This window comes from Bradyrhizobium sp. USDA 4452, from assembly GCF_054063575.1.
The window spans coordinates 6,635,710-6,656,914 of record NZ_JBSSGK010000001.1 but is presented as its reverse complement, the minus strand read 5'-3'; the positions used below and the strand labels follow the sequence as shown (position 1 = coordinate 6,656,914).

Annotated in this window: 12 protein-coding genes; 8 read left to right on the top strand and 4 right to left on the bottom strand. The window is 65.2% G+C overall.

Annotated features, from left to right (window positions below; all coding sequences use genetic code 11):
- Positions 1-8: 8 nt before the first annotated feature.
- Positions 9-1,958, bottom strand: a complete 1,950-nt coding sequence (gene malQ / locus ACVISU_RS31130; RefSeq protein ID WP_456709490.1) for a 4-alpha-glucanotransferase — start codon at positions 1,956-1,958, stop codon at positions 9-11.
- A 203-nt stretch (positions 1,959-2,161) separates the two neighbouring features.
- Between malQ and ACVISU_RS31125 the strand changes: the two genes are divergently transcribed.
- From ACVISU_RS31125 to treY, 6 genes are read left to right on the top strand one after another with little or no spacing between them, the layout of a single operon-like run.
- Entirely contained in the window at positions 2,162-4,111 is a 1,950-nt protein-coding gene (locus ACVISU_RS31125; RefSeq protein WP_456709489.1) for an alpha-1,4-glucan--maltose-1-phosphate maltosyltransferase, read from the top strand.
- Between the two features lie 10 nt (positions 4,112-4,121).
- Positions 4,122-7,427 (top strand): maltose alpha-D-glucosyltransferase, encoded by a 3,306-nt coding sequence (gene treS / locus ACVISU_RS31120; protein ID WP_050402078.1) that lies wholly within the window; start codon positions 4,122-4,124, stop codon positions 7,425-7,427.
- Positions 7,424-9,571 (top strand): 1,4-alpha-glucan branching protein GlgB, encoded by a 2,148-nt coding sequence (glgB, locus tag ACVISU_RS31115; protein WP_456709488.1) that lies wholly within the window; start codon positions 7,424-7,426, stop codon positions 9,569-9,571. Before treS ends, glgB begins: the two co-directional genes overlap by 4 nt.
- A 3-nt stretch (positions 9,572-9,574) precedes the next feature.
- Entirely contained in the window at positions 9,575-11,647 is a 2,073-nt protein-coding gene (gene glgX / locus ACVISU_RS31110; RefSeq protein ID WP_050402076.1) for a glycogen debranching protein GlgX, read from the top strand.
- Complete coding sequence (treZ, locus tag ACVISU_RS31105) at positions 11,644-13,395, top strand: malto-oligosyltrehalose trehalohydrolase (RefSeq protein WP_456709487.1); 1,752 nt, start codon at positions 11,644-11,646, stop codon at positions 13,393-13,395. Before glgX ends, treZ begins: the two co-directional genes overlap by 4 nt.
- A 4-nt stretch (positions 13,396-13,399) precedes the next feature.
- Complete coding sequence (treY, locus tag ACVISU_RS31100) at positions 13,400-16,186, top strand: malto-oligosyltrehalose synthase (protein WP_456709486.1); 2,787 nt, start codon at positions 13,400-13,402, stop codon at positions 16,184-16,186.
- Positions 16,187-16,296: 110 nt separating this feature from the next.
- Here the strand turns inward: treY and ACVISU_RS31095 are convergent, their stop codons facing one another.
- Positions 16,297-16,605: a polyhydroxyalkanoic acid system family protein gene (locus ACVISU_RS31095; RefSeq protein ID WP_456709485.1), complete on the bottom strand. Its 309-nt coding sequence runs from the start codon at positions 16,603-16,605 to the stop codon at positions 16,297-16,299.
- A 164-nt stretch (positions 16,606-16,769) separates the two neighbouring features.
- On the opposite strand from ACVISU_RS31095, the gene ACVISU_RS31090 reads away from it, so the two are divergent.
- Positions 16,770-16,934: a DUF3309 family protein gene (locus ACVISU_RS31090; RefSeq protein WP_021080901.1), complete on the top strand. Its 165-nt coding sequence runs from the start codon at positions 16,770-16,772 to the stop codon at positions 16,932-16,934.
- A gap of 178 nt (positions 16,935-17,112) precedes the next feature.
- On the opposite strand, the gene ligD is transcribed toward ACVISU_RS31090, so the two are convergent.
- The gene (gene ligD, locus ACVISU_RS31085; protein WP_456709484.1) at positions 17,113-19,755 is read right to left on the bottom strand and encodes a DNA ligase D; all 2,643 of its coding nucleotides are present in this window, start codon (positions 19,753-19,755) and stop codon (positions 17,113-17,115) included.
- Positions 19,756-19,879: 124 nt separating this feature from the next.
- Between ligD and ku the strand changes: the two genes are divergently transcribed.
- Complete coding sequence (gene ku / locus ACVISU_RS31080; protein WP_456709483.1) at positions 19,880-20,767, top strand: non-homologous end joining protein Ku; 888 nt, start codon at positions 19,880-19,882, stop codon at positions 20,765-20,767.
- A 148-nt stretch (positions 20,768-20,915) separates the two neighbouring features.
- Here ku and ACVISU_RS31075 read toward each other — a convergent pair whose 3' ends face one another.
- Positions 20,916-21,152 carry a DUF6496 domain-containing protein gene (locus ACVISU_RS31075; RefSeq protein ID WP_050402072.1) on the bottom strand — a complete coding sequence of 79 codons (237 nt, stop codon included), beginning with the start codon at positions 21,150-21,152 and terminating at the stop codon, positions 20,916-20,918.
- Between the last annotated feature and the right edge of the window lie 53 nt (positions 21,153-21,205).

Here is a 21,205-nt window from a genome sequence, read left to right as displayed (position 1 = left end):
GCTCCGCGTTATTCCGCGTGCGACCGCTCGCGGGTTGCACGCTTGAGCGCGTCGATATCGATCGCCGACGCGAGATGCTCGAGCGAGACCGGCAGGCGCCGTTTCCAGTTCGGATGCTCGTAGACGGTGCCGGGGATATTCGGCTGCTCGACAATGCCGAGCAGATCCTCCATCGAAACCGCCATCATCCGCGAACGCGTCCGTGCCAAGAAGCTCGCGACCGAATAGAAGTCGTGGCTATTGATGCCGTGCCGGTGCAGCACCTCGTCGAGCTGGCCGAGCGCGTGCCAGCGTCGCTCGTCGGTCTCGCCGGGATCGATGCCGAGCGCGCGCTTGGTCTTGAGGTCGCTGAACGAACGCCAGCCGGCATAGGTCGACAGGTCGTGGGTGTTGAACGTCACCAGCGCGTTCGGCAGATAGTAGTCGGCGTTGCGGAAGGTGCCCTGGTCGTCGGTCTCGAACATCATCACGAGATAGGACCAGATGCCCCAGCCGTTCATCTGCTCGCGGAACCCCGGGGGCACCGTGCCGAGGTCCTCGCCAATCACGACGCAGCGGCTTGCAACGCTCTCCTGCGCGGTCGCCGCCAGCAGCGCCTCGAACGGCATCAGTACATACGCGCCGTTGGCCGGGCCGAAGCCGCGCGGTACCAGATAGAGCCGCTTCAATCCGAAAGCATGGTCGAGCCTGATGGCGCCGGCATGGTGCATCGAGGCGCGCAGCATCTGCCTGAACGGCTCGAACGCGCGCTGCTCGAGGCCCGCGGCATTGAAGCCGGCAAGTCCCCAGTCCTGGCCCGCGGTGTTGAGCGGATCAGGCGGCGCTCCGACGCCGAGGCGACGCGAGATCGCGGTCTGCTCATTCCAGGCGTCGAAGCCATCCGACTGCACGCCGACGGCAACGTCGAGATAGAGCCCGACCCGCATGCCGAGCCTGTGCGCCAGCGCCTGGCAAGCGCCGAGCTGCCGGTCCGCGGTCCATTGCACGAATTCGACGAACTCGACCTCGGCGGCGGTGTCGCGCGCCCGGCGCAATTTCGTGCACGCCGCATCATTGGGCTGCCGCCACTCGTCCGGCCATTCCCACCACGGCGTGTTGAATTTGTGCCGCATCACCTCGAAGCAGGCGAAGCGCGACAGCAGCGCGCCCTGCTCCTTGCGATAGGCCTCGAAATCCTGCCAGCGGCCGAGGCCCGGATTGGCCTTGAAGGCCGCGAAGGCGGCCCGCAGCGCCGGCCATTTCAGCGCGGCCGCACCGACATAGTCGACCATGTCGCGGCTACGAAGCTGCGCCAGCGCGGCTTGCACCTCGGCATCGATGTGGAATTCGGGAATCTTCGCGACGTCGATATAAAGCGCGTTGAGAAACAGCCGGCTGTTCGGCGAGTACGGGCTGCAATCGCCGGGCCGATCGTCGAACAGCGCGTGCAACGGATTGAGCCCGATACCGTCGGCGCCGAGCCGATGAGCGAATTCGAGCAGGCCCTGCAGATCGGTGAAGTCGCCGATGCCCCAGTTGTGGGCGGACCGCACGCCATAGAGCTGCACCGCGATCACCCAGCAGCGGTCGAACGCGCCGCCGAACGCAGCCTCGGGCGCTACCAGGAACGGCAGCTCCTCGCTGCCCGATGCGTCCTTGAGCTGCAACCGGTGCACGCCCTCGGGCAGGCCGGATGGCCACGCCACGCTCCTCCCATGCGCCTCGCCCTGCGCGAGCAGCGTGGCGCCATTGGTGATCGTCCACTGCACGGGAAGCCGGGCCGCCTCGGAGAGCTGCGTCTGTCCGCTATGGCTGCCTCTGACAACCACGGGATCGGCGATGATCCGCCGCGGCGTCTGGGGCGGCAGCGCCGCGAGGATCGCCGTCAGCGCCTCGGGGGTTGTCACACGGCGGTGACCGCTACCATCGATATACTCGGTCTGGATTCCCAGGGTCTGGGCTTTGGCGTAAAGGTCCATTCGGCACGCTGCCTGCTCGCAACGGTATTGGGATCGTTGCTAAATTGTACAGATACGGGAAAGGGATAGTTGATGTTCAACGCTCTACCCTATCCAGCGTTCCCACCGGGAACCATTGCCCGGCGAGCGGCTTTCTATATGGGTCTGGCGTGCCTCCTTCCCGGCGCGGGGGGTTCATTTGCCTATTCAATGGCGGCATCACCGTGAACAAAACCACCCGGCCTGTCGAGAGTGCCAATGGCACTTTTCATATCACCGATGTCTATCCGTCGGTTGATGGCGGCCGCTTTGCGGTCAAGCGCATTGCGGGCGAACCTGTCGAGGTGTGGGCCGACATCTACCGTGACGGACATGATGTGATCGCAGCGGCATTGGTGTGGCGGCATGAGGGCGACGGCGAATGGCAACGTGCGCCCATGACGCTGCACAGCGATGACCGCTGGGGCGGCGCCTTCGTGCCCGACCGGCCCGGCCGATACAGCTTCGCGATCGAGGCCTGGACCGACGAATTCGCCAGCTGGCGGGATCGCTTCGAGCAGAAGCAGCGCGACGGCGGCGACCACACGCTGGATGCCGTCGAAGGCGCGGGCATGCTGACCCAGGCGCAAGCCGGGGGACCTGCCGCAGCCGCAATCATCATCAGGCAGTGCGAGATCTTTCTGCAGACCGGCGAGCCCGGCGCGCTGCTCGCTCCCGAATTATGCGAGGCGATGGCCGGCAGCCAATTTCGCCGCGACCTGATGCGGTCGCAGCTCTATCCGCTCACCGCCGACCGGCCGCGGGCGCGCAGCGGCGCGTGGTACCAGATGTTTCCGCGCAGCCAGGGCAGGACGCCGGGCGTGCACGCGACCTTCAAAGACTGCATCGCGCGGTTGCCCGATATCGCCGCGATGGGCTTCGACGTCGTGCTACTGGCGCCGATCCACCCGATCGGGCGGACCCATCGCAAAGGCCGCAACAATGCCGCCATCGCGCAGCCAGGCGATCCCGGCAGCCCCTACGCGATCGGCGCGGCGGAGGGCGGCCACGACGCGGTGCATCCGGAGCTCGGCACGCTCGACGATTTTCGCGCCTTCGTCGCGGCATGCCATGCCCACGGCCTCGAGGTCGCGCTCGATTTCGCCGTGCAGTGCGCGCCCGATCATCCCTGGCTGACCGCACATCCGCAGTGGTTCAAGCGCCGTCCGGACGGCTCGATGCGCGCGGCCGAACATCCGCCGCAGCGCTGGGACGACGTTGTCAACCCGGATTTCGGTTCCGAGGACGCAGCCGCACTGTGGCGCGCGCTGCGCGATGTCGTGCTGTCCTGGGTCGAACAGGGCGTCAAGATCTTCCGGGTCGACAATCCGCACACCAAGCCGCTGGCATTCTGGGAATGGCTGATCCGCGAGGTGAGGGATCGGGATGCCGACGTGCTGTTCCTTTCCGAAGCCTTCGCGCGGCCAAAACTGATGAAGGGTCTCGCCAAGCTCGGCTTCACGCAGTCCTATACTTACTTCACCTGGCGCACGCAGCGCTTCGAGCTCGAACAGTATCTCGGCGAGTTGACCTCCTATCCCGATCGTGACTTCTTTCGGCCGAATTTCTTCGTCAACACACCTGACATCCTGCCCTTCCACCTGCAAAGCGGCGAATCCTGGATGTTCAAGTCGCGTCTCGCGCTGGCCGCGACGCTTTCAAGCAGCTACGGAATCTATAGCGGCTTCGAATTGCTCGAGCACGCGCCGATCCCCGGCCGCGAGGAATATCTCAACTCCGAGAAATACGAGATCAGGGTTCGGGACTGGGATCAGGCCGGGAACATCAAGCCCTATATCGCGGGCCTCAACCAAATCAGGCGCGGCAATCCGGCCCTGCAACAATTCGCCAATCTGCGCTTTATCAATGTCGATGACGGCGGCGTGATCGGCTTCGTCAAGGAGGCAGTCGATCAGGGCAATGTGATCGCGGCCGCGATTGCATTGTCGGCTGAGCCGCGTGAGGTCTGGCTTCCGCTCGGCGACGTCATGGTCGGCTGCGGCGATGGCCGCCGCCCCGTCACGGAAGTGGAAGACCTTGTTACCGGCGAGCGCCATGCGCTCGAATGGGGTGGCATCCGCCTGCGTCTAGATCCTGCGCGCGATCCCGCGTTGCTGTTGCGCTGTGTCGCCTGAAGGGGCCCTCATGAACGTATTCTCCTCCGTCAACACCGACGTGAAGGTCGCGACCGAGACCGCGGACCAGCTGTGGTACAAGGACGCGATCATCTACCAGCTGCACGTCAAGGCATTCGCCGACAGCAACAATGACGGCATCGGCGACTTCACAGGTCTGACGGAGAAGCTCGGCTATCTGCAGGAGCTCGGCGTCACCGCGCTGTGGCTGCTGCCGTTCTACCCCTCGCCCGGCCGCGACGACGGCTACGACATCGCGGACTATGGCGACATCAATCCCGATTTCGGGACGATGAAGGACTTCAAGCGCTTCATCCAGGAGGCCAAGCGGCGCGGCCTGCGCGTCATCACCGAGCTCGTCGTCAACCACACGTCGGACCAGCACGCCTGGTTCAAGCGCGCGCGCCGCAGCCCGCCGAATTCGAGCGCGCGCAGCTGGTACGTCTGGAGCGACACCGACCAGAAATACCTCGATACCCGCATCATCTTCACCGACACCGAAAAGTCGAACTGGACCTGGGATCCGGAGGCCGGCCAGTTCTACTGGCACCGCTTCTTCTCGCACCAGCCGGACTTGAATTTCGACAATCCGCGCGTGGTGCGCGCCATCGTGCAGGTGATGAAGCGCTGGCTCGACACCGGCGTCGACGGCTTCCGGCTCGACGCCATTCCCTATCTGTGCGAGCGCGACGGCACCAACAACGAGAACCTGCCGGAGACGCATGCCATCATCAAGCGGCTGCGCCAGGAGCTCGACGCCTATGCCAAGGGCAAGATCCTGCTGGCCGAGGCCAATCAATGGCCGGAGGACGTGCAGGAATATTTCGGCCATGGCGACGAATGCCACATGGCCTATCATTTCCCGTTGATGCCGCGCATCTACATGGCGATCGCGCAGGAAGACCGCTTTCCGATCACCGACATCCTGAGGCAGACGCCCGACATCCCGTCGGCGTGCCAGTGGGCGCTGTTCCTGCGCAATCACGACGAGCTGACCCTGGAAATGGTCACCGACGTCGAGCGCGACTATCTGTGGTCGACCTACGCCAACGACCCGCGCGCCCGCATCAATGTCGGCATTCGCCGTCGCCTTGCGCCGCTGATGGACAACGACCGACGCAAGATCGAGCTGATGAACTCGCTGTTGCTGTCGTTCCCCGGCACGCCGATCATCTATTACGGCGACGAGATCGGGATGGGCGACAACATCTATCTCGGCGACCGCAACGGCGTGCGGACCCCGATGCAATGGTCGCCGGACCGCAACGGCGGCTTCTCGCGCGCCGACCCGGCGCGGCTCTATGCGCCGATGATCATGGACCCGGTCTATGGCTATGAGGCCGTCAATGTCGAGGCGCAATCGCGCAGCCTGTCGTCGCTGCTGTCGGCGACCAAGCGGCTGATCGCGGTGCGCAAGTCGACGCTTGCCTTCGGGCGCGGCACAATGACCTTCATCCGCCCCGAGAACCGCTCGGTGCTTGCCTATGTCAGGCAGTACCAGGGCGAGGTCATCCTGTGCGTCGCCAACCTGTCGCGCTCGGCGCAGGCGACCGAGCTCGACCTCTCCGCCTTCAAGGACCGCATTCCGCTCGAGATGCTCGGGCGTACGCGCTTCCCGGCAATCGGCGAGCTGCCGTACATGATCACGCTGGCGCCTTACGGCTTCTATTGGTTCCAGCTGCAGGAGCGCGACAAGTCCGAGCCGGTGAAGCCGCGGGCGGTGCCGGAATTCGAGACCCTGGTGGTGCCGCTCAATTCGACCTGGACCTCGCTGGCGCGGGAGCGCGGCGTGTTCGAGCACGAAGTGCTGCCCGGCCATCTCGCGCGCACGCGCTGGTACCCGGAGCATTCCGCGAAGGCGATCCAGCCGACGCTGGTCGCCGCGATCCCGTTCTGCGACATCGGCGACAACCGGCCCTGGCTGATCTTCTTCGAAACCACCGAGCGCGGCACCACCAGCCGCTACGTGCTGCCGATGCAGATCGAATGGGTGCGCTTCGATCGCGAGCGCTACAACCCGCGCGCCTTTGCTGCGGTTCGTCAGGGCGCGCGCGAGGGCACGCTGCTCGATGTCGCCACCGACCAGATCTTCACCGGCCTGTTCCTGCGCAATTTGCGGGAAAACCTCACCGTCGACGAGGGCGAGCAGGGCCTGAAGCTCGAATTCCGGCCGACCAGCCGCTTCTCCGACCGCCCGGTGCGGCAGCCGGAGCGGATCCGCGTGTTCGAGAACGATCAGCCGCACTCGACCGCGCTGGTCGACAACGAGTATGTCACCAAGATCTACCGGAAGCTCGAGGTCGGCATCAATCCGGAGATCGAGATGGGCCGCTTCCTCACCGAAGTGGTCAATTTCCCCAACACGCCGGCGTTGCTCGGCACGTCCGAACTGGTGGACGGCGACAATCGCAGCGCGATCGCGGTGCTGCACGCGATGGTGGTCAACCAGGGCGACCTCTGGAACGTCGGCGCCGCGCACCTCGACCGCCTGGTCGAGCGGCAACGTCTGCTGGCGGCGAGCGAACATCCGGAGGAGGACGGCGATCAGGCCACTTATCTGCGTCACCTGTCGCACAGCGGAAAGCGTCTCGCCGAGCTGCACATCGCGCTCGCCAGCAACCGCGACCTGGCGGACTTCGCGCCCGAGCCGACCAGGCCCGAGGACCTGCAGCGCTGGAACGACGAGATCATGGCGCGCGCCGAGCGCGTGTTCGACACGCTGAAGCAGCGGCGCGGCTCTCTGAAGGAGGCCGACCGGGTGCTGGCCGATCAGTTGCAGGCTCAGCACGACGTGCTGCCGGAGCGGCTCAAGGCGCTGTTGCCGCGCGAGACCGACGGGCTGAGCATCCGCCATCATGGCGACCTGCATCTCGGCCAGCTGCTGGTGGTCAAGGACGACGTTTTCATCATCGATTTCGACGGCGGACCGGGCCGCACCATCGCCGAGCGGCGCCGCAAGGCACCGCCGGCGCGCGACGTCGCCGGCCTGATTCGCTCGATCGACTATGCCGCGATCGCAGCGCTGGAACGCGCGCTCAAGGTCGCTCCCGACGAGAGCGGCAGGGTGAGCCTTGCTTTGGCCGAATGGCGCGACCAGGCGACGGACGCCCTGCTGGCCGCCTACCGCGAGACCATGGCCGGGCAACGCCTGTGGCCCACTGAGGCCAGGGCAGCCGATCGCCTGCTCAACTTTTTCCTGCTTGAGAAAGCCTTCTACGAGATCGAGTATGAGCTGGCCAACCGGCCGGATTGGCTGCGGGTGCCGCTCGCCGGCCTGCTGAGGATCCTGGCGCAACAGCCGCATGAGGTTGCATGAACAAACTGCCCGCCGAGGCCTATGCCATCATCGAGGGCCGCCATTCCGATCCGTTCCACTATCTCGGGCTCCACGCCGAGGGGGATCGCAAGGTCGTGCGCGCCTTCCTGCCGGATGCAACCAATGTCGAGGCGATCGGCGAACATGGCGAAACGGCACCGCTGGCGCGGATCCATGACGCGGGCCTGTTCGCAGGTCCCCTGCCGAACGGCTCGACGCGCTACCAGCTCCGCGCCCGCTTCGGCGACAACATCGTCGAACTGGAGGACGCCTACCGCTTTCCGCCGATCCTGAGCGATTTCGATCTCTATCTGCTCGGCGAAGGCACGCATCAGCGCATCTACGACACGCTCGGCGCCCATCCGATGACGCTCGACGGCGTCGACGGCATCGGCTTCGTGGTGCTGGCGCCGAATGCGCGGCGGGTCAGCGTGGTCGGCGACTTCAATTTCTGGGACGGTAGGCGGCATCCGATGCGGGTGCGCGGCCCGGGCTATTGGGAGCTGTTCATCCCGCGCGCACGCGTCGGCGACCACTACAAGTTCGAGATCATCGGGCGCAACGGCCAGCATCTGCCGCTGAAGTCCGATCCGCTGGCGTTCGCCGCCGAGGTGCGCCCGAAGACCGCCTCGATCGTGATCGACGAGCGCAAGATCCCGCATCCGCGCCCGGCGCCCGATCGCGTCAACGCGCTGAGCTCGCCGATGTCGATCTACGAGGTCCATCTCGGCTCGTGGCGGCGCAAGGGCCGCAATGAGTGGCTGACCTATCGCGAGATGGCGGAGCAGCTTCCCGCCTATGCCAGCGACATGGGCTTCACCCATGTCGAATTCCTGCCCATATCAGAGCATCCGTTCGACGGCTCCTGGGGCTATCAGCCGACCGGCATGTTCGCCCCGACCAGCCGGTTCGGCTCGCCGGATGATTTCGCCGCGCTGATCGACGCCTGCCACGGCGCAGGCCTCGCGGTGATGCTCGACTGGGTCCCCGGACACTTCCCAGACGATCCGCACGGACTCGGCAATTTCGACGGCACCGCGCTCTACGAGCACGCCAATCCGTTGCAGGGCCGGCACCTCGACTGGGGGACGCTGATCTACAATTACGGGCGCACCGAGGTCACCAACTTCCTGGTGTCGAACGCGCTGTTCTGGCTCGATCGCTACGGCATCGACGGGCTGCGCGTCGATGCCGTCGCCTCCATGCTCTATCTCGACTACAGCCGCCCCGCCGGGGGCTGGATCCCGAACAAATATGGCGGGCGGGAAAACATCGAGGCGATCGACTTCCTGCGCCGTTTCAATACCGAGCTGTTCGCGCGCTTCCCGCAGGCGACGACGGCGGCCGAAGAATCCACCGCGTGGCCGCAGGTGTCGCGTCCGGTCGAATATGGCGGGCTCGGCTTCGGCTACAAGTGGAACATGGGCTGGATGCACGACACGCTGAAATACATCGGCAAGGATCCCATCCACCGCAAATTCCATCACGGCGACATCCTGTTCGGCCTGCACTACGCCTTCTCGGAGAACTTCATCCTGCCGCTGTCCCACGACGAGGTCGTGCACGGCAAGCGCTCGATCCTCGGCCGCATGCCCGGCGACGACTGGCAGCGCTTCGCCAATCTGCGCGCCTATTACAGCTTCATGTTCGGCCATCCCGGCAAGAAGCTGATGTTCATGGGCTGCGAGTTCGGCCAGGAGCGCGAGTGGAATCACGACTATTCGATCGATTGGCATCTGCTGCAGCAGCCGAGGCACAGCGGCATCCAGAAATTGGTCCGCGACCTCAACCGGCTCTATCGCGCACTGCCGGCGCTGCATGAGCTCGACTGCGACCAGGCCGGCTTCGAATGGGTCATCACCGACGATGCCAATAACAACATGTTCGGCTGGATCCGCAAGGGCAATGACGCGCGCGCCCGCTGCCTCGTGGTCCTGAACTTCTCGCCCAACGTCTACCGCAACTATCGCGTCCGGGTGCCGTTCGCGGGCAAGTGGCACGAGGTGTTCAACTCGGATTCCTCCCATTACGGCGGCACCAATGTCGGCAATATCGGCGAGGTCCGCGCTTCGGAAGGTACCGCGCCCGAGTTGAGCCTGACCATTCCGCCGCTGGCTGCGATCTTCCTCGTACCGGAAAGCTGACTCATGCGACTGACTGGGGGAACGTCCGCACGGCTCGGTGCAAGCTGGGACGGCAGAGGCACCAATTTTGCGCTGTTCTCGGCGAATGCGGAGAAGGTCGAGCTGTGCCTGTTCGACGGCCAGGGCCGCCGCGAGCTCGAGCGGATCGAGATGCCGGAGCGCACCGAGGACGTCTGGCACTGCTATCTCAACGACGTCTCGCCGGGCCAGCTTTACGGTTACCGCGTCTACGGGCCGTACGCGCCGGAGCGTGGCCACCGCTTCAACGCCAACAAGCTGCTGCTCGATCCCTATGCCAGGCGGCTCGCCGGCCGGCTGGTGTGGAGCGATGCGCATTTTGCCTACCGCACCGGCAGCGCCCGCGAGGACCTCTCGTTCGACCGGCGCGACAATGCCCGCGGCATGCCGAAGGCTGTGGTGGTCGACGAGAGCTTCAACTGGGGCCGCCGCGAGATCCGCCCGCAGATTCCCTGGGAAGACACCATCATCTACGAGGCCCACGTCAAGGGCCTGACGCAGAAGCGCGAGGACGTGCCGCCGAATTTGCGCGGCACCTATGGCGGCCTGTCGTCGCCGGCGATCATCGATCACCTCAAGCGGCTCGGCGTCACCACCATCGAACTGCTGCCGATCCACGGCCTGATCGACGACCGCGTGCTGGTCGAGAAGAAGCTGTCGAATTACTGGGGCTACAACACCATCGCGTTCTTCGCGCCGGAGGCGCGCTACGCCCAGGACAATGCGCTGGATTCGTTCCGCACCACGGTGGCGCGGCTGCACGATGCCGGCATCGAGGTTCTGCTCGACGTGGTCTACAACCACACCGCCGAGGGCAACCACATGGGCCCGACGCTGTGCTTCCGCGGCATCGACAATGCCTCCTACTACTGGCTGAACCGCGAGAACCCGCGCTTCTACGACGACTTCACCGGCTGCGGCAGCTCGGTCAACCTCACCCATCCGCGCGTGCTGCAGATGGTGATGGATTCGCTGCGCTACTGGGTCGAGGTCTGCCATGTCGACGGCTTCCGCTTCGATCTCGCCACGACCCTGGCGCGCGGCCCGAACGGCTTCGAGCGCAACCATCCCTTCCTCGCCGCGATCCGCCAGGACCCGGTGCTGGCAACCGTGAAGATGGTCGCCGAGCCCTGGGACCTGGGTCTCGGCGGCTACCAGGTCGGCGGCTTTCCGTCGCAATGGTCGGAGTGGAACGACCGCTACCGCAGCGCGATGCGGCGCTACTGGAGCGGCGAAGGCAGCTTGATCGGCGACATCTCGGGCCGCATGACCGCGTCCTCCGACCTGTTTCACCACGACAACCGCGCGACCCGCGCCAGCATCAACCACATCACGGTGCATGACGGCTTCACGCTCGCCGACCTCTTCAGCTACAACGAGAAGCACAATGAGGCCAATGGCGAGGACAATCGCGACGGTTCCAACGACAACCACAGCAACAATTGCGGCCATGAAGGCCCGACCGACGATCCCGCGATCATCGCGCTGCGCCGCCAGCTCAGGAAGAATGCGCTGGCCTGCCTGCTGCTGGCGCAGGGCACGCCGCTGATCCTCGCCGGCGACGAGGTCGCCAACACGCAAGGCGGCAACAACAACGCCTATTGCCAGGACAATGAGACCGGCTGGATCGGCTGGGAGAATCTCGGCACCGACGACGACGCCATCGCCTTCATCGGCCACCTCACCGCGCTGCGCCAGCGCTTCAGCCAGATCCGCTGCCAGCGCTGGCTGGACGGCCGCCGCACCGACGGCAGCTATGGCGTGCTCTGGCTAACGCCGGCTGCCGAGGAAATGACGGAGTCCGACTGGAAATTCCCGGAGAGCCGGTTCCTCGCCTACGTGCTGGGACCGATGGAACAAGGGCACGCGCCGATCTTTATTGTGCTGAATGCCGCGCCGCAGGAGATCGTGTTCAGGATGCCGAGGATGGCGGAATACAAGAGTTGGCAGCAGGTCTTGAACACGACCAAGGCAGAGCAAACGGCCGAGCAATTCGCAGCCGGCGCCGACATGACGGCACCGCCGCGCTCGGTGCTGGCATTTGCAGGCTCCCCATGAGCGCACGGCATTTCGGCCCTGAGCTGACACCTGATGGCACGCGCTTGCGGCTCTGGGCGCCGGCGGCCAAACGCGTCGATCTCCTGCTCGATAAACCGCATCCACTCACGCGCGATGCCGCCGGCTGGTACGTCGCCGAGATCCCGGGCGCGCGCGCCGGCACGCGCTACAAATTCCGCATCGATGACGAGGTCGATGTGCCCGATCCGGCCTCCGCGTTCCAGCCGGACGACGTGTTCGGCCCAAGCGAGGTGATCGATCACTCAGCCTTCAAATGGCGCGCAACGGAATGGCGCGGCCGCCCCTGGCATGAGGCGGTCATTCTCGAGGCCCATGTCGGCACCTTCACGCGGGAGGGCACTTATCTTGCCATGATCGACAAGCTCGATCATCTCGTCGCAACCGGCATCACCGCGCTCGAGCTGATGCCGCTGGCGGATTTCGCAGGCAAGCGCAACTGGGGCTATGACGGCGTGCTGTGGTACGCGCCCGACAGTACCTACGGCCGCCCCGAGGACCTCAAGACCCTGATCGACGAGGCGCATCTGCGCGGGCTGATGGTGATGCTCGACGTCGTCTACAACCATTTCGGGCCCGAGGGGAATTATCTCGGCCGCTATGCGCCCGCCTTCTTCAGCGACGCGCATACGCCGTGGGGCAGCGCCATCGATTATCGCGTACCCGAGGTGCGCGCGTTCGCGATCGGCAGCGTCGTGAGCTGGCTGCGCGACTATCGCTTCGACGGACTGCGCTTCGACGCGGTCAACACCATCGTCGAAGCCGGCGAAGTATCGATCCTGCATGACTTCAGCAAGGCCGCAGGCCAGCTCGCCACCGAGACCGGGCGGCAGATCAACCTCGTGCTCGAGAACGGCGACAACATCGCAAGCCTGCTCGATGCCGCCGAGGATCCGCCGGACGGCAAGTTCCGCGGCCAGTGGAACGACGACTATCATCACGCCTGGCACGTGCTGCTGACCGGAGAAAGCCAGGGCTACTATGGCGACTACCGGACGCCGAAGCAGCACCTCGCACGCGCGCTGTCGTCCGGATACGTCTACCAGGGCGAAGTATCCGAGTTCTGGGGCGGCAAGGCGCGCGGCGAAACGAGCGGTATGCTGTCGCCGACCTGCTTCATCAACTTCCTGCAGAACCACGACCAGATCGGCAACCGGCCGCTCGGTGATCGGCTCGAAAGCATCGCAAGGCCAGAGGCGATCGAGGCGGCGCTGGCTGTCACGCTGATCGCGCCCAACACGCCGATGCTGTTCATGGGCGAGGAATGGGGCGCGACGACGCCGTTCCCGTTCTTCTGCGATTTCAAGGGCGACCTCGCCAATGCCGTCCGCGCGGGCCGGCGCAAGGAGTTCGCCTGGGCCTATGCCAAATACGGCGACGACATTCCCGACCCGCTGGCCGAGGCGACGGTGCGATCGGCTGCGCTCGACTGGGCGGCGCTTGGCCACGATCCCGCCCGTGCGCGCCTAAAGCTGGTGCGCGACCTGCTCGCCGTGCGCCGGCGCGAGATCACGCCGCGGCTCATTGGGGCGCGCTTCGGCGGCGACCGCGTCACCGGCGATCTCCTGACCGCGCATTGGCAGATGAGCGATGGCCGCACGCTGTGGCTCACAGCCAATCTGTCGGATCGGGCCATCGCCGGCGTTGCGGGGCCGAAGGGAACTGTGATCTGGGGCGGCGCGTTGTCCGGCGACCTCCCTGGCTGGGCGGTGCGCTGGCACATCGGATAGCACAATGCCTCCGGCGATCCCGATCGCGACCTACCGACTGCAACTCACCGCCGATTTCGACTTCGATGCCGCCGCCGCGGTGGCGCCGTATCTGAAGGCGCTCGGCATCAGCCATGTCTATGCGTCGCCTTTCATGAAGGCGCGGAAAGGGTCGACACATGGCTATGACGTGGTCGACCACACCGAGTTCAATCCGGAACTCGGCGGCGAAAACGGCTTTGCGCGGCTCAGCGACGCGCTGAAGCAGAACGACCTCGGCCTGATCCTGGATTTCGTGCCGAACCATGTCGGCGTGCACTTTGCCGACAATCCATGGTGGCTCGACGTGCTGGAATGGGGACCGGCCTCGCCGCACGCGGTCTCCTTCGACATCGACTGGGACCAGCTGCCGTATCGTGCGCGCGGCGGCGTGCTGCTGCCGATCCTCGGCTCGTCCTATGGTCAGGCGCTGGAGCGCGGCGAGATCGCACTGCGCTACGAAGCGACCGAAGGCAGCTTCTCCGCCTGGTACTTCGAGCACCGCCTGCCGATCGCGCCGGAGCGCTATGGCGAGGTGCTGCGGACCATCGTCCGCGAGGCCGGCGCCGAGGACAGCCCGGCCGGCCGCGCGCTGCTCGAGCTCGCCGCCAGATATCGCGGGCTGCGCCACCCGAACCGCAGGGAAGCACCGGCCCTGAAGGCCGCGATCCAGGCGATCGAAGGCGGTGCCGGGATCATCGCGCGCGGGCTGGACGCCTATCGCGCCGCCGAGGACCGGCCTACCCAGACGCTGGCGCTGCATCATCTGCTGGAACGCCAGCACTACAAGCTCGGCCACTGGCGGCTTGCCTCCAGCGACATCAACTATCGCCGCTTCTTCGACGTCAACACGCTGGCCGGCCTCAGGGTCGAGGACGCTGCCACGTTCGAGGCGAGCCACAGCCTCGTCAAGCGGCTGATCGCGGAGGACCGGCTGCAAGGCCTGCGGCTCGACCATATCGACGGCCTGCGCGATCCCGCGCAATATTTCCAGCGGCTGCGCCGCCTGATCCGCTCTGCGCAGGGCGGCAAGGCCAAGCCGTTCTACATGGTGATCGAGAAGATCCTCGGCGAGGATGAGAAGCTGACGAAGTTTGCCGGCGTGCACGGCACTACCGGCTACGAATGGATGAACACGATCAGCCAGGTGTTGGTCGATGGCACCGGCCTCGAGCCGCTCAACGAGATCTGGCGCCAGATCAGCAACCAGTCGCCGAACCTGATGCCGGTGCTGCGCGCGGCTAAGCGCCGCGTGCTGGAGACCTTGCTGACCAGCGAATTCACCGTGCTGGCGCGGCTCGTCGCGCGCATCGCCAGCGGGCACTATTCGACCCGCGACTTCTCCGCCGACAGCCTGCGGCAGGCGCTCGAGCTCTACGTGCTGCACTTCCCGGTCTATCGCACTTATCTTACCGCCTCCGGCCCGACCGCACATGACCGCGCGCTGATCAGCGCGACCATCGAGCGCGCCCGCGCCGACTGGTACGCCGCGGACGAAGGCATCTTCGACTTCCTGCGCGATGCCCTGACCATGGATCTCCTGAAACCCGGCCGGCCGCCGCACAGCGCGCCGCGGGTGCGCCGCTTCGCGCTGAAGGTGCAGCAATTCACCGGGCCGATGATGGCGAAGTCGCTGGAGGACACCACGTTCTATCGCTACCACCGCCTGCTCGCGCTCAACGAGGTCGGTGGCGATCCGGCCGCCGGCTCAATCGCGCCCGAGACCTTCCACGCCATAATGCAGACCCGCGCCCGCGAATGGCCGCACGGCATGACGGCGACCGCGACCCATGACACCAAGCGCGGCGAGGACGCCCGCGCCCGCATCATGGCGCTCGCCGAAATTCCCGGCGAATGGACCAGCGCGGTAGCGCGCTGGAAGGTGCTCAACGCGCCGCATCTGGTGCTCGACGGCGAGATGCGGGCTCCATCGGCGACGTTCGAATACATGCTCTATCAGGCCCTGCTCGGCGCCTGGGACCCGGACGACCCGTCGCTGGTCGGCCGCATCCAGGCCTATGCCCTGAAGGCCGCGCGCGAGGGCAAGCAGGAGACCAGCTGGCTCAATCCGCACGAACCGTATGAAGCCGGCGTGAAGACCTTCATCGCGCGGATCCTCGATCGCAGGGCCTCGCCTGAATTCCTCGATGCGCTGGAGGCGCTGGCGCAGCGCACCGCGCTGATCGGCGCGTTGAATTCGCTGAGCCAGATCACCCTGAAGGCGACGATGCCGGGCGTGCCGGATTTCTACCAAGGCACCGAAAGCTGGGATCTATCGCTCGTCGACCCTGACAACCGCCGTCCGGTCGACTTTGCCGCACGCGCTGACCTGCTCGCGGCACTGGAGGCCTCGGATTGGGATGCACTGGCGGAAAGTTGGCGCGACGGCCGCCTGAAGTTCGCATGGACGCGGCATCTGCTACGGCTGCGCAACGAGCTGCCCGAGGTTTTCACCAGCGGCGACTACCAGCCGCTCGCGGTCAGCGGCGCGCATCGCGATCATGTCATCGCCTTTGCACGGCGCCATGGCCGCGATGCGGTCATCGTCGCGGTGGCGAAATCATTTGCCCCGCTCACGCAAGGTGGACGCAGCTGGCCGCGCGCTGAGGCCTTTGAAGGCGAGATCGACGTGGCTGGATATGCGCTCCCCGGCGGCGACGGCAACAACGTTCAGCTCTCGACGTTGTTCGCAAAACTGCCGGTTACGGTGCTGAAGGCGAAGGCCGCGGCTGGAACGAAGCAAGCCCCAAAACGCGCACGCGCGCATGGCTAGAGCATGATCCGGAAAAGTGTGAAGCGGTTTTCCGACAAGATCATGCTCAAACAAGGAGCCAAAGCGCGATGACGATTCAACTCAATCTCATCGCGCTTTAGCGCCGCGCATCAGCGCTTGGTCAGCAGCAGCTGCCCGCTCTTCTGAATCGCGACCTGCGCGACCTCGGCGAACCGTTGCAACAGCCACGGCAGTGTCACCTCAAGCCGCACATGGGTGTCCTCGACATCGAGATGTCCGGCCGCGACCTGGCCCAGCGCACGGACGCGGAAGTTCATGCGGTTATTCTCCCAGCGCTCCTCGTCGACGCTCATGACCGGCACGTTCGCCGCTGCGCGCGACAGGCCTGTTTTCAGGCGGCGCATGGCCTCGTCGCGGCCGAGGCTGTGGGGGATCGAGACGATCAGCGGAGCCGACATCGCAGTGCACTCCTCCATGGTTTCCGTTGATGTAGTTCTGTTCCAAAGCAAATGGAAGATCGCACAGTTTTATCGCACCGCTCAAACCGGAACCTTCATAGTTGCAGGTTGTTTCCTTCCCGACGGGCAGCGACGACGAGCCCGCGGGGCTGAGGAGGACTGACATGTCAATTGGAACGATCATTCTTATCATTCTGGTCATTGCGCTGCTTGGCGGCTTCAGCGGCATCGGCGGCGGACCGTTCTACGGCACCGGTTACTATGGCGGGGGCGGTCTCGGCTTGGTGATCGTGATCCTGCTGATCCTGCTGCTGCTGGGACGATTGTAGCGCCCCCCCGGCGCGCCGTGTCATATCAATGACTATCGTCACCCGCGAAAGCTTTCGCGGGTGAACCAGTTTTGAAGAGGCGCTGGCGATTAAGCCGATAAGCCGCGGCGCACTCGATACCTTGCCTTCGAGCGGGTAGGACGACTACGCCAGCGGCACAAGCTTGCTTAAACCTTTGCTAGTGCGCCCCGAGCTTCTTCATCGCCGCCTTGATCGACGACGCCGCATCCTCATAGCCGTTCCACGCCTTGCTCCTGGCGAGCAGCGCCGGCACGGTCCTTACCGTGTATTTCTTCGGATCGAGGTCGCCGCGCACCTGGGTCCAGGTCAGCGGCATCGACACCGTGGCGCCCGGCCGCGCCCGCGGCGACAGCACCGCGACCGCGGTCGAAAGCCGGTCGTTGCGCAGATAGTCGAGGAAGATCTTTCCGGTGCGCTTGGCCTTCGACATGTTGATCAGATAGCGCTCGGGTTCGTCCTGCGCCATCCATTTGCAGATGCCTTGCGCGAACGCCTTGGCTTCCTTCCACGTCACCTTGTCCTTGGCGCCTGCGAGCAGTGGCGCCACGACATGGAGGCCCTTGCCGCCGGTCGTCTTGCAGAAGCTCTCGAGGCCGACCGCGGTAAGCCGCTGGCGCATGTCCTTGGCGGCATCGACCACGTCGGAGAACGCGACGTCGGGTGCGGGATCGAGATCGAACACCAGCCGGCCCGGCGTGTCATAGGCATCGGGCGCGCAATTCCAGGGATGCAGCTCGAGGCCGCCGAGCTGCGCGACCGCCGCGAGGCCCTCGACCTGGTCGATCTGCAGATAGGGCTTGCGGTCGCCGGAGACCTTGGCGAGCTTGAGGAGCTTCGATGTGCCGGCCATCGCGTGGCGCTGGAAGAACGTCTCGCCCTTGATGCCGTCGGGCGCGCGCACGATCGAGCACGGCCGGCCCTTGAGGTAGGAGATCATCCACGCACCGACCGCCTCGAAATAGTTGGCGAGGTCGAGCTTGGTCACCGGCTTGCCGTCGCCGGCGTCGGGCCACAAGGCTTTGTCGGGATGCGAGATGGCGACGCCCATGACCTCGCCGGATTTTGCTTTCGCCATCGGCTTCACCACTTTGGTTGCCACCGGCCGCTCGGCCTCGACTTCATGCGCCGGCTTGTCCTGACGCAGGCCCTTGAACGCTGCCTGGCGGATATTGCCGGCATCGGTCCAACCGGCGAACTCGATCTCGGCGACCAGCTCAGGCTTTAGCCAGTGCACGTCGCGGGTCTTCTTCGGCGCGTCCTTGCCGCCGAACGGGCTGGTGTCGGATGCCGCCGCTTTCAGCGCCGGCATGATGCGACGGACGGTGTCCTGGCCGAAGCCGGTGCCGACGATGCCGACAAACGCCAGGTGGCCATCACGATAGACACCGGCCATCAGCGAGCGGAATTTGCCATTGGTGGTCTTCCAGCCGCCGAGGACCACCTCGTGGCCGGCACGAACCTTCGCCTTTGTCCAGTCATCGGATCGGCCCGATCGGTATGGCCTGTCCAGACGCTTGGAGACGATGCCTTCCAGCCCGAGCTTGCGCACGGACTCCAGCACGGCCTCGCCGCTCTCCTCGAAATGCTCGACATAGCGGATCAAGGGGTTCTTGCCCTTGCGCGCCCCGAGCACCTTCTTCAGCCGCGCCTTGCGCTCGCTGAGCGGCCGCGGACGCAGATCCTCGGTACCGGCAAACAGCAGGTCGAACGCATAGAAAACCAGCTGGTCTGTTTTGCCGTCCGATAGCGCCGCCTGCAGCGCGGAAAAATCCGGCGTTCCGTTCTTGTCCAGTGCGACGATCTCGCCATCGATCAGCACGTCCGGCAGCCTGCCGGCTTCCTTGGCGATCGCGCCAAATTTGTCGGTCCAGTCGAGCGCCTTGCGGGTTTTCAGCACGGCCTCGCCACCCTCCACACGGAGCTGCACGCGATAACCGTCGAACTTGATCTCATGGCACCAACCTGCGCCACTGGGCGGGCTCTCGACCGCGGTGCAGAGCTGCGGCGCGACGAAATCCGGCATCTCCGTCACTTGCTTGGCCTTCGCCTTCCGCGGCGCCTTCAATTGTCCCTTTAATTTCTGCTTGGGCGCCGGCGCCTTGGTCCTGGCGCGCGCGTCCGCCGCCATGCCATGGTTGGACTGCCAGACCGCATCGGCCTTGGCCTTGCCATTGCCCTTGCTGGTCCCCTTGGCCAGCATGAACGGCTTCGGCGCCCGACCCTTGCCGGCCGCGATCTCTGCCATCGAGCGGCCGGAGGCGACCGAGCGGTCCTCGTCGAGGACCGCCTCGCCGTTGCCATCGACGGCATATTCGTCGCGGTGCTTGATCAGCAGCCAGTTGGTGCGCTTGCCGCCGAAGCGGTCGTTCTTCATCCGCACCAGCACCCAGCTGCCGTGCAGCTTGTCGCCATGCAGCGTGAACTTCAGATCGCCTTTCTTGAAGCCGCGCTCGGGATCGTCCGATTCCCAGGTGCCGCGATCCCAGAGCTGCACCGTGCCGCCGCCATACTGGCCTTCCGGAATGGTGCCTTCGAAATCGCCATAGTCGAGCGGATGATCCTCGACCTCGACCGCCAGCCGCTTGTCATGCGGATCGAGCGACGGCCCGCGCGTCACCGCCCAGGACTTGAAGACGCCGTCGAACTCCAGCCTTAAATCATAATGCAGCCGCGTCGCGTCGTGCTTCTGGATGACGAAGCGCCGCTGCTGGCCGGGGGCGACCTTGACGTCGCCCGACGGCTCATCGGTCTTCTCGAAGTCGCGCTTCTTGCGATAGGTGGTGAGGTTTCTCAGCGGCACGTGATTTCTCAGCTATACGTCCACGCCTCGGCGCAAACGGTGGCCGCCGCCTCTGCGCGGCCTTCAGGAACCAAAACCTACGGTATCCGTTCAAGTTCCAAACTCAAGCTGTTTGGAGGCGATCATGGCCGCTCCCCGCGCCTACTGGAAAGGCACGCTCAAACTCTCGCTGGTGTCGTGCCCCGTGGCGCTCTATCCGGCCTCCACCACGGTCGAGAAAACCCGCTTTCACATGATCAACCGCGAGACCGGCAACCGGCTGAAGCAGCAGATGGTCGATAGCGAGACGGGCGACGTCGTCGACGGCGACCAGAAGGGCCGCGGCTACGAGGTCAGCAAGGGCAAATATGTCGAGATCGAGAAGGACGAGCTCGAGGCGGTGCAGATCGAGAGCAACCACACCATCGACATCGACAGCTTCGTGCCCGAGGGCGAGATCGACAAGCGCTATCTCGACCATCCCTATTACATCAGGCCCGACGGCAAGGCCGGCGTCGACGCGTTCGCTGTGATCCGCGACGCCATGAAGGACCAGGACCGCGTCGCGCTGGCGCGCATCGTGCTGACCAACCGCGAGCACGTGATCGCGATCGAGCCGCTCGACAAAGGCATGCTCGGCACCACCTTGCGCTACCCCTACGAGGTACGCGATGCCGACGATTATTTCGACGATATCAAGAGCCCGAAGGTGACCAAAGACATGATCGAACTGGCCGGTCACATCCTCGACAGCAAGGCCGCGCATTTCGACCCGTCGAAATTCAAGGACGAGTACGAGACCGCGCTGAAGGCGCTGGTCCGCCGCAAGGCCGCCGGCAAGCCGATCAAGGCCGCGGCGCGCGAGGAGAAGCCGAGCAATGTGGTGAGCCTGATGGACGCGCTGAAGCAGAGCCTGAAGGACCGGAAAGGTGGCGCCAGGCGCTCAGGCTCAAGCGCCCGCCGGCCGGCTGCGCATCGCCGTCCCGCCAAGAAGGCGCACCGGTCTAGCGCGCGATCGCGCAAGGCGGGGTAAGGCCTCTTCACGTCATTGCGAGCCACCCGGTCGGCGCGCAGCGCCGCCGGGTGACAGGGTCCGCGAAGCAATCCATCTGTCCCGGCGTGGAGAGGTGGATTGCTTCGCCGCTTCGCTCGTTGCAATGACGAGGATCGATATGCGAAGACTACTTCTTCTTCGCAGTCTTCCGCTTCTTCGCCGTCTTGCGCTTCGCTGTCTTCTTGGATGCCTTCTTCGGCACCTTCCGCCCCTTGGCGCGCGCCTCGGACAAGCCGATCGCGATCGCCTGCTTGCGGCTCTTCACCTTCTTCTTGGAGCGGCCGCTGCGCAGCGTGCCGGCCTTGCGTTTCTTCATGACACGCTCGACATCGCCCGATGCCTTCCGCGAGTATTTCCTTGCCATGGCTTGTTCTCCCGGTAACGGAAAACAAGCCTTGATGGGAGCGAAAGTTCCGA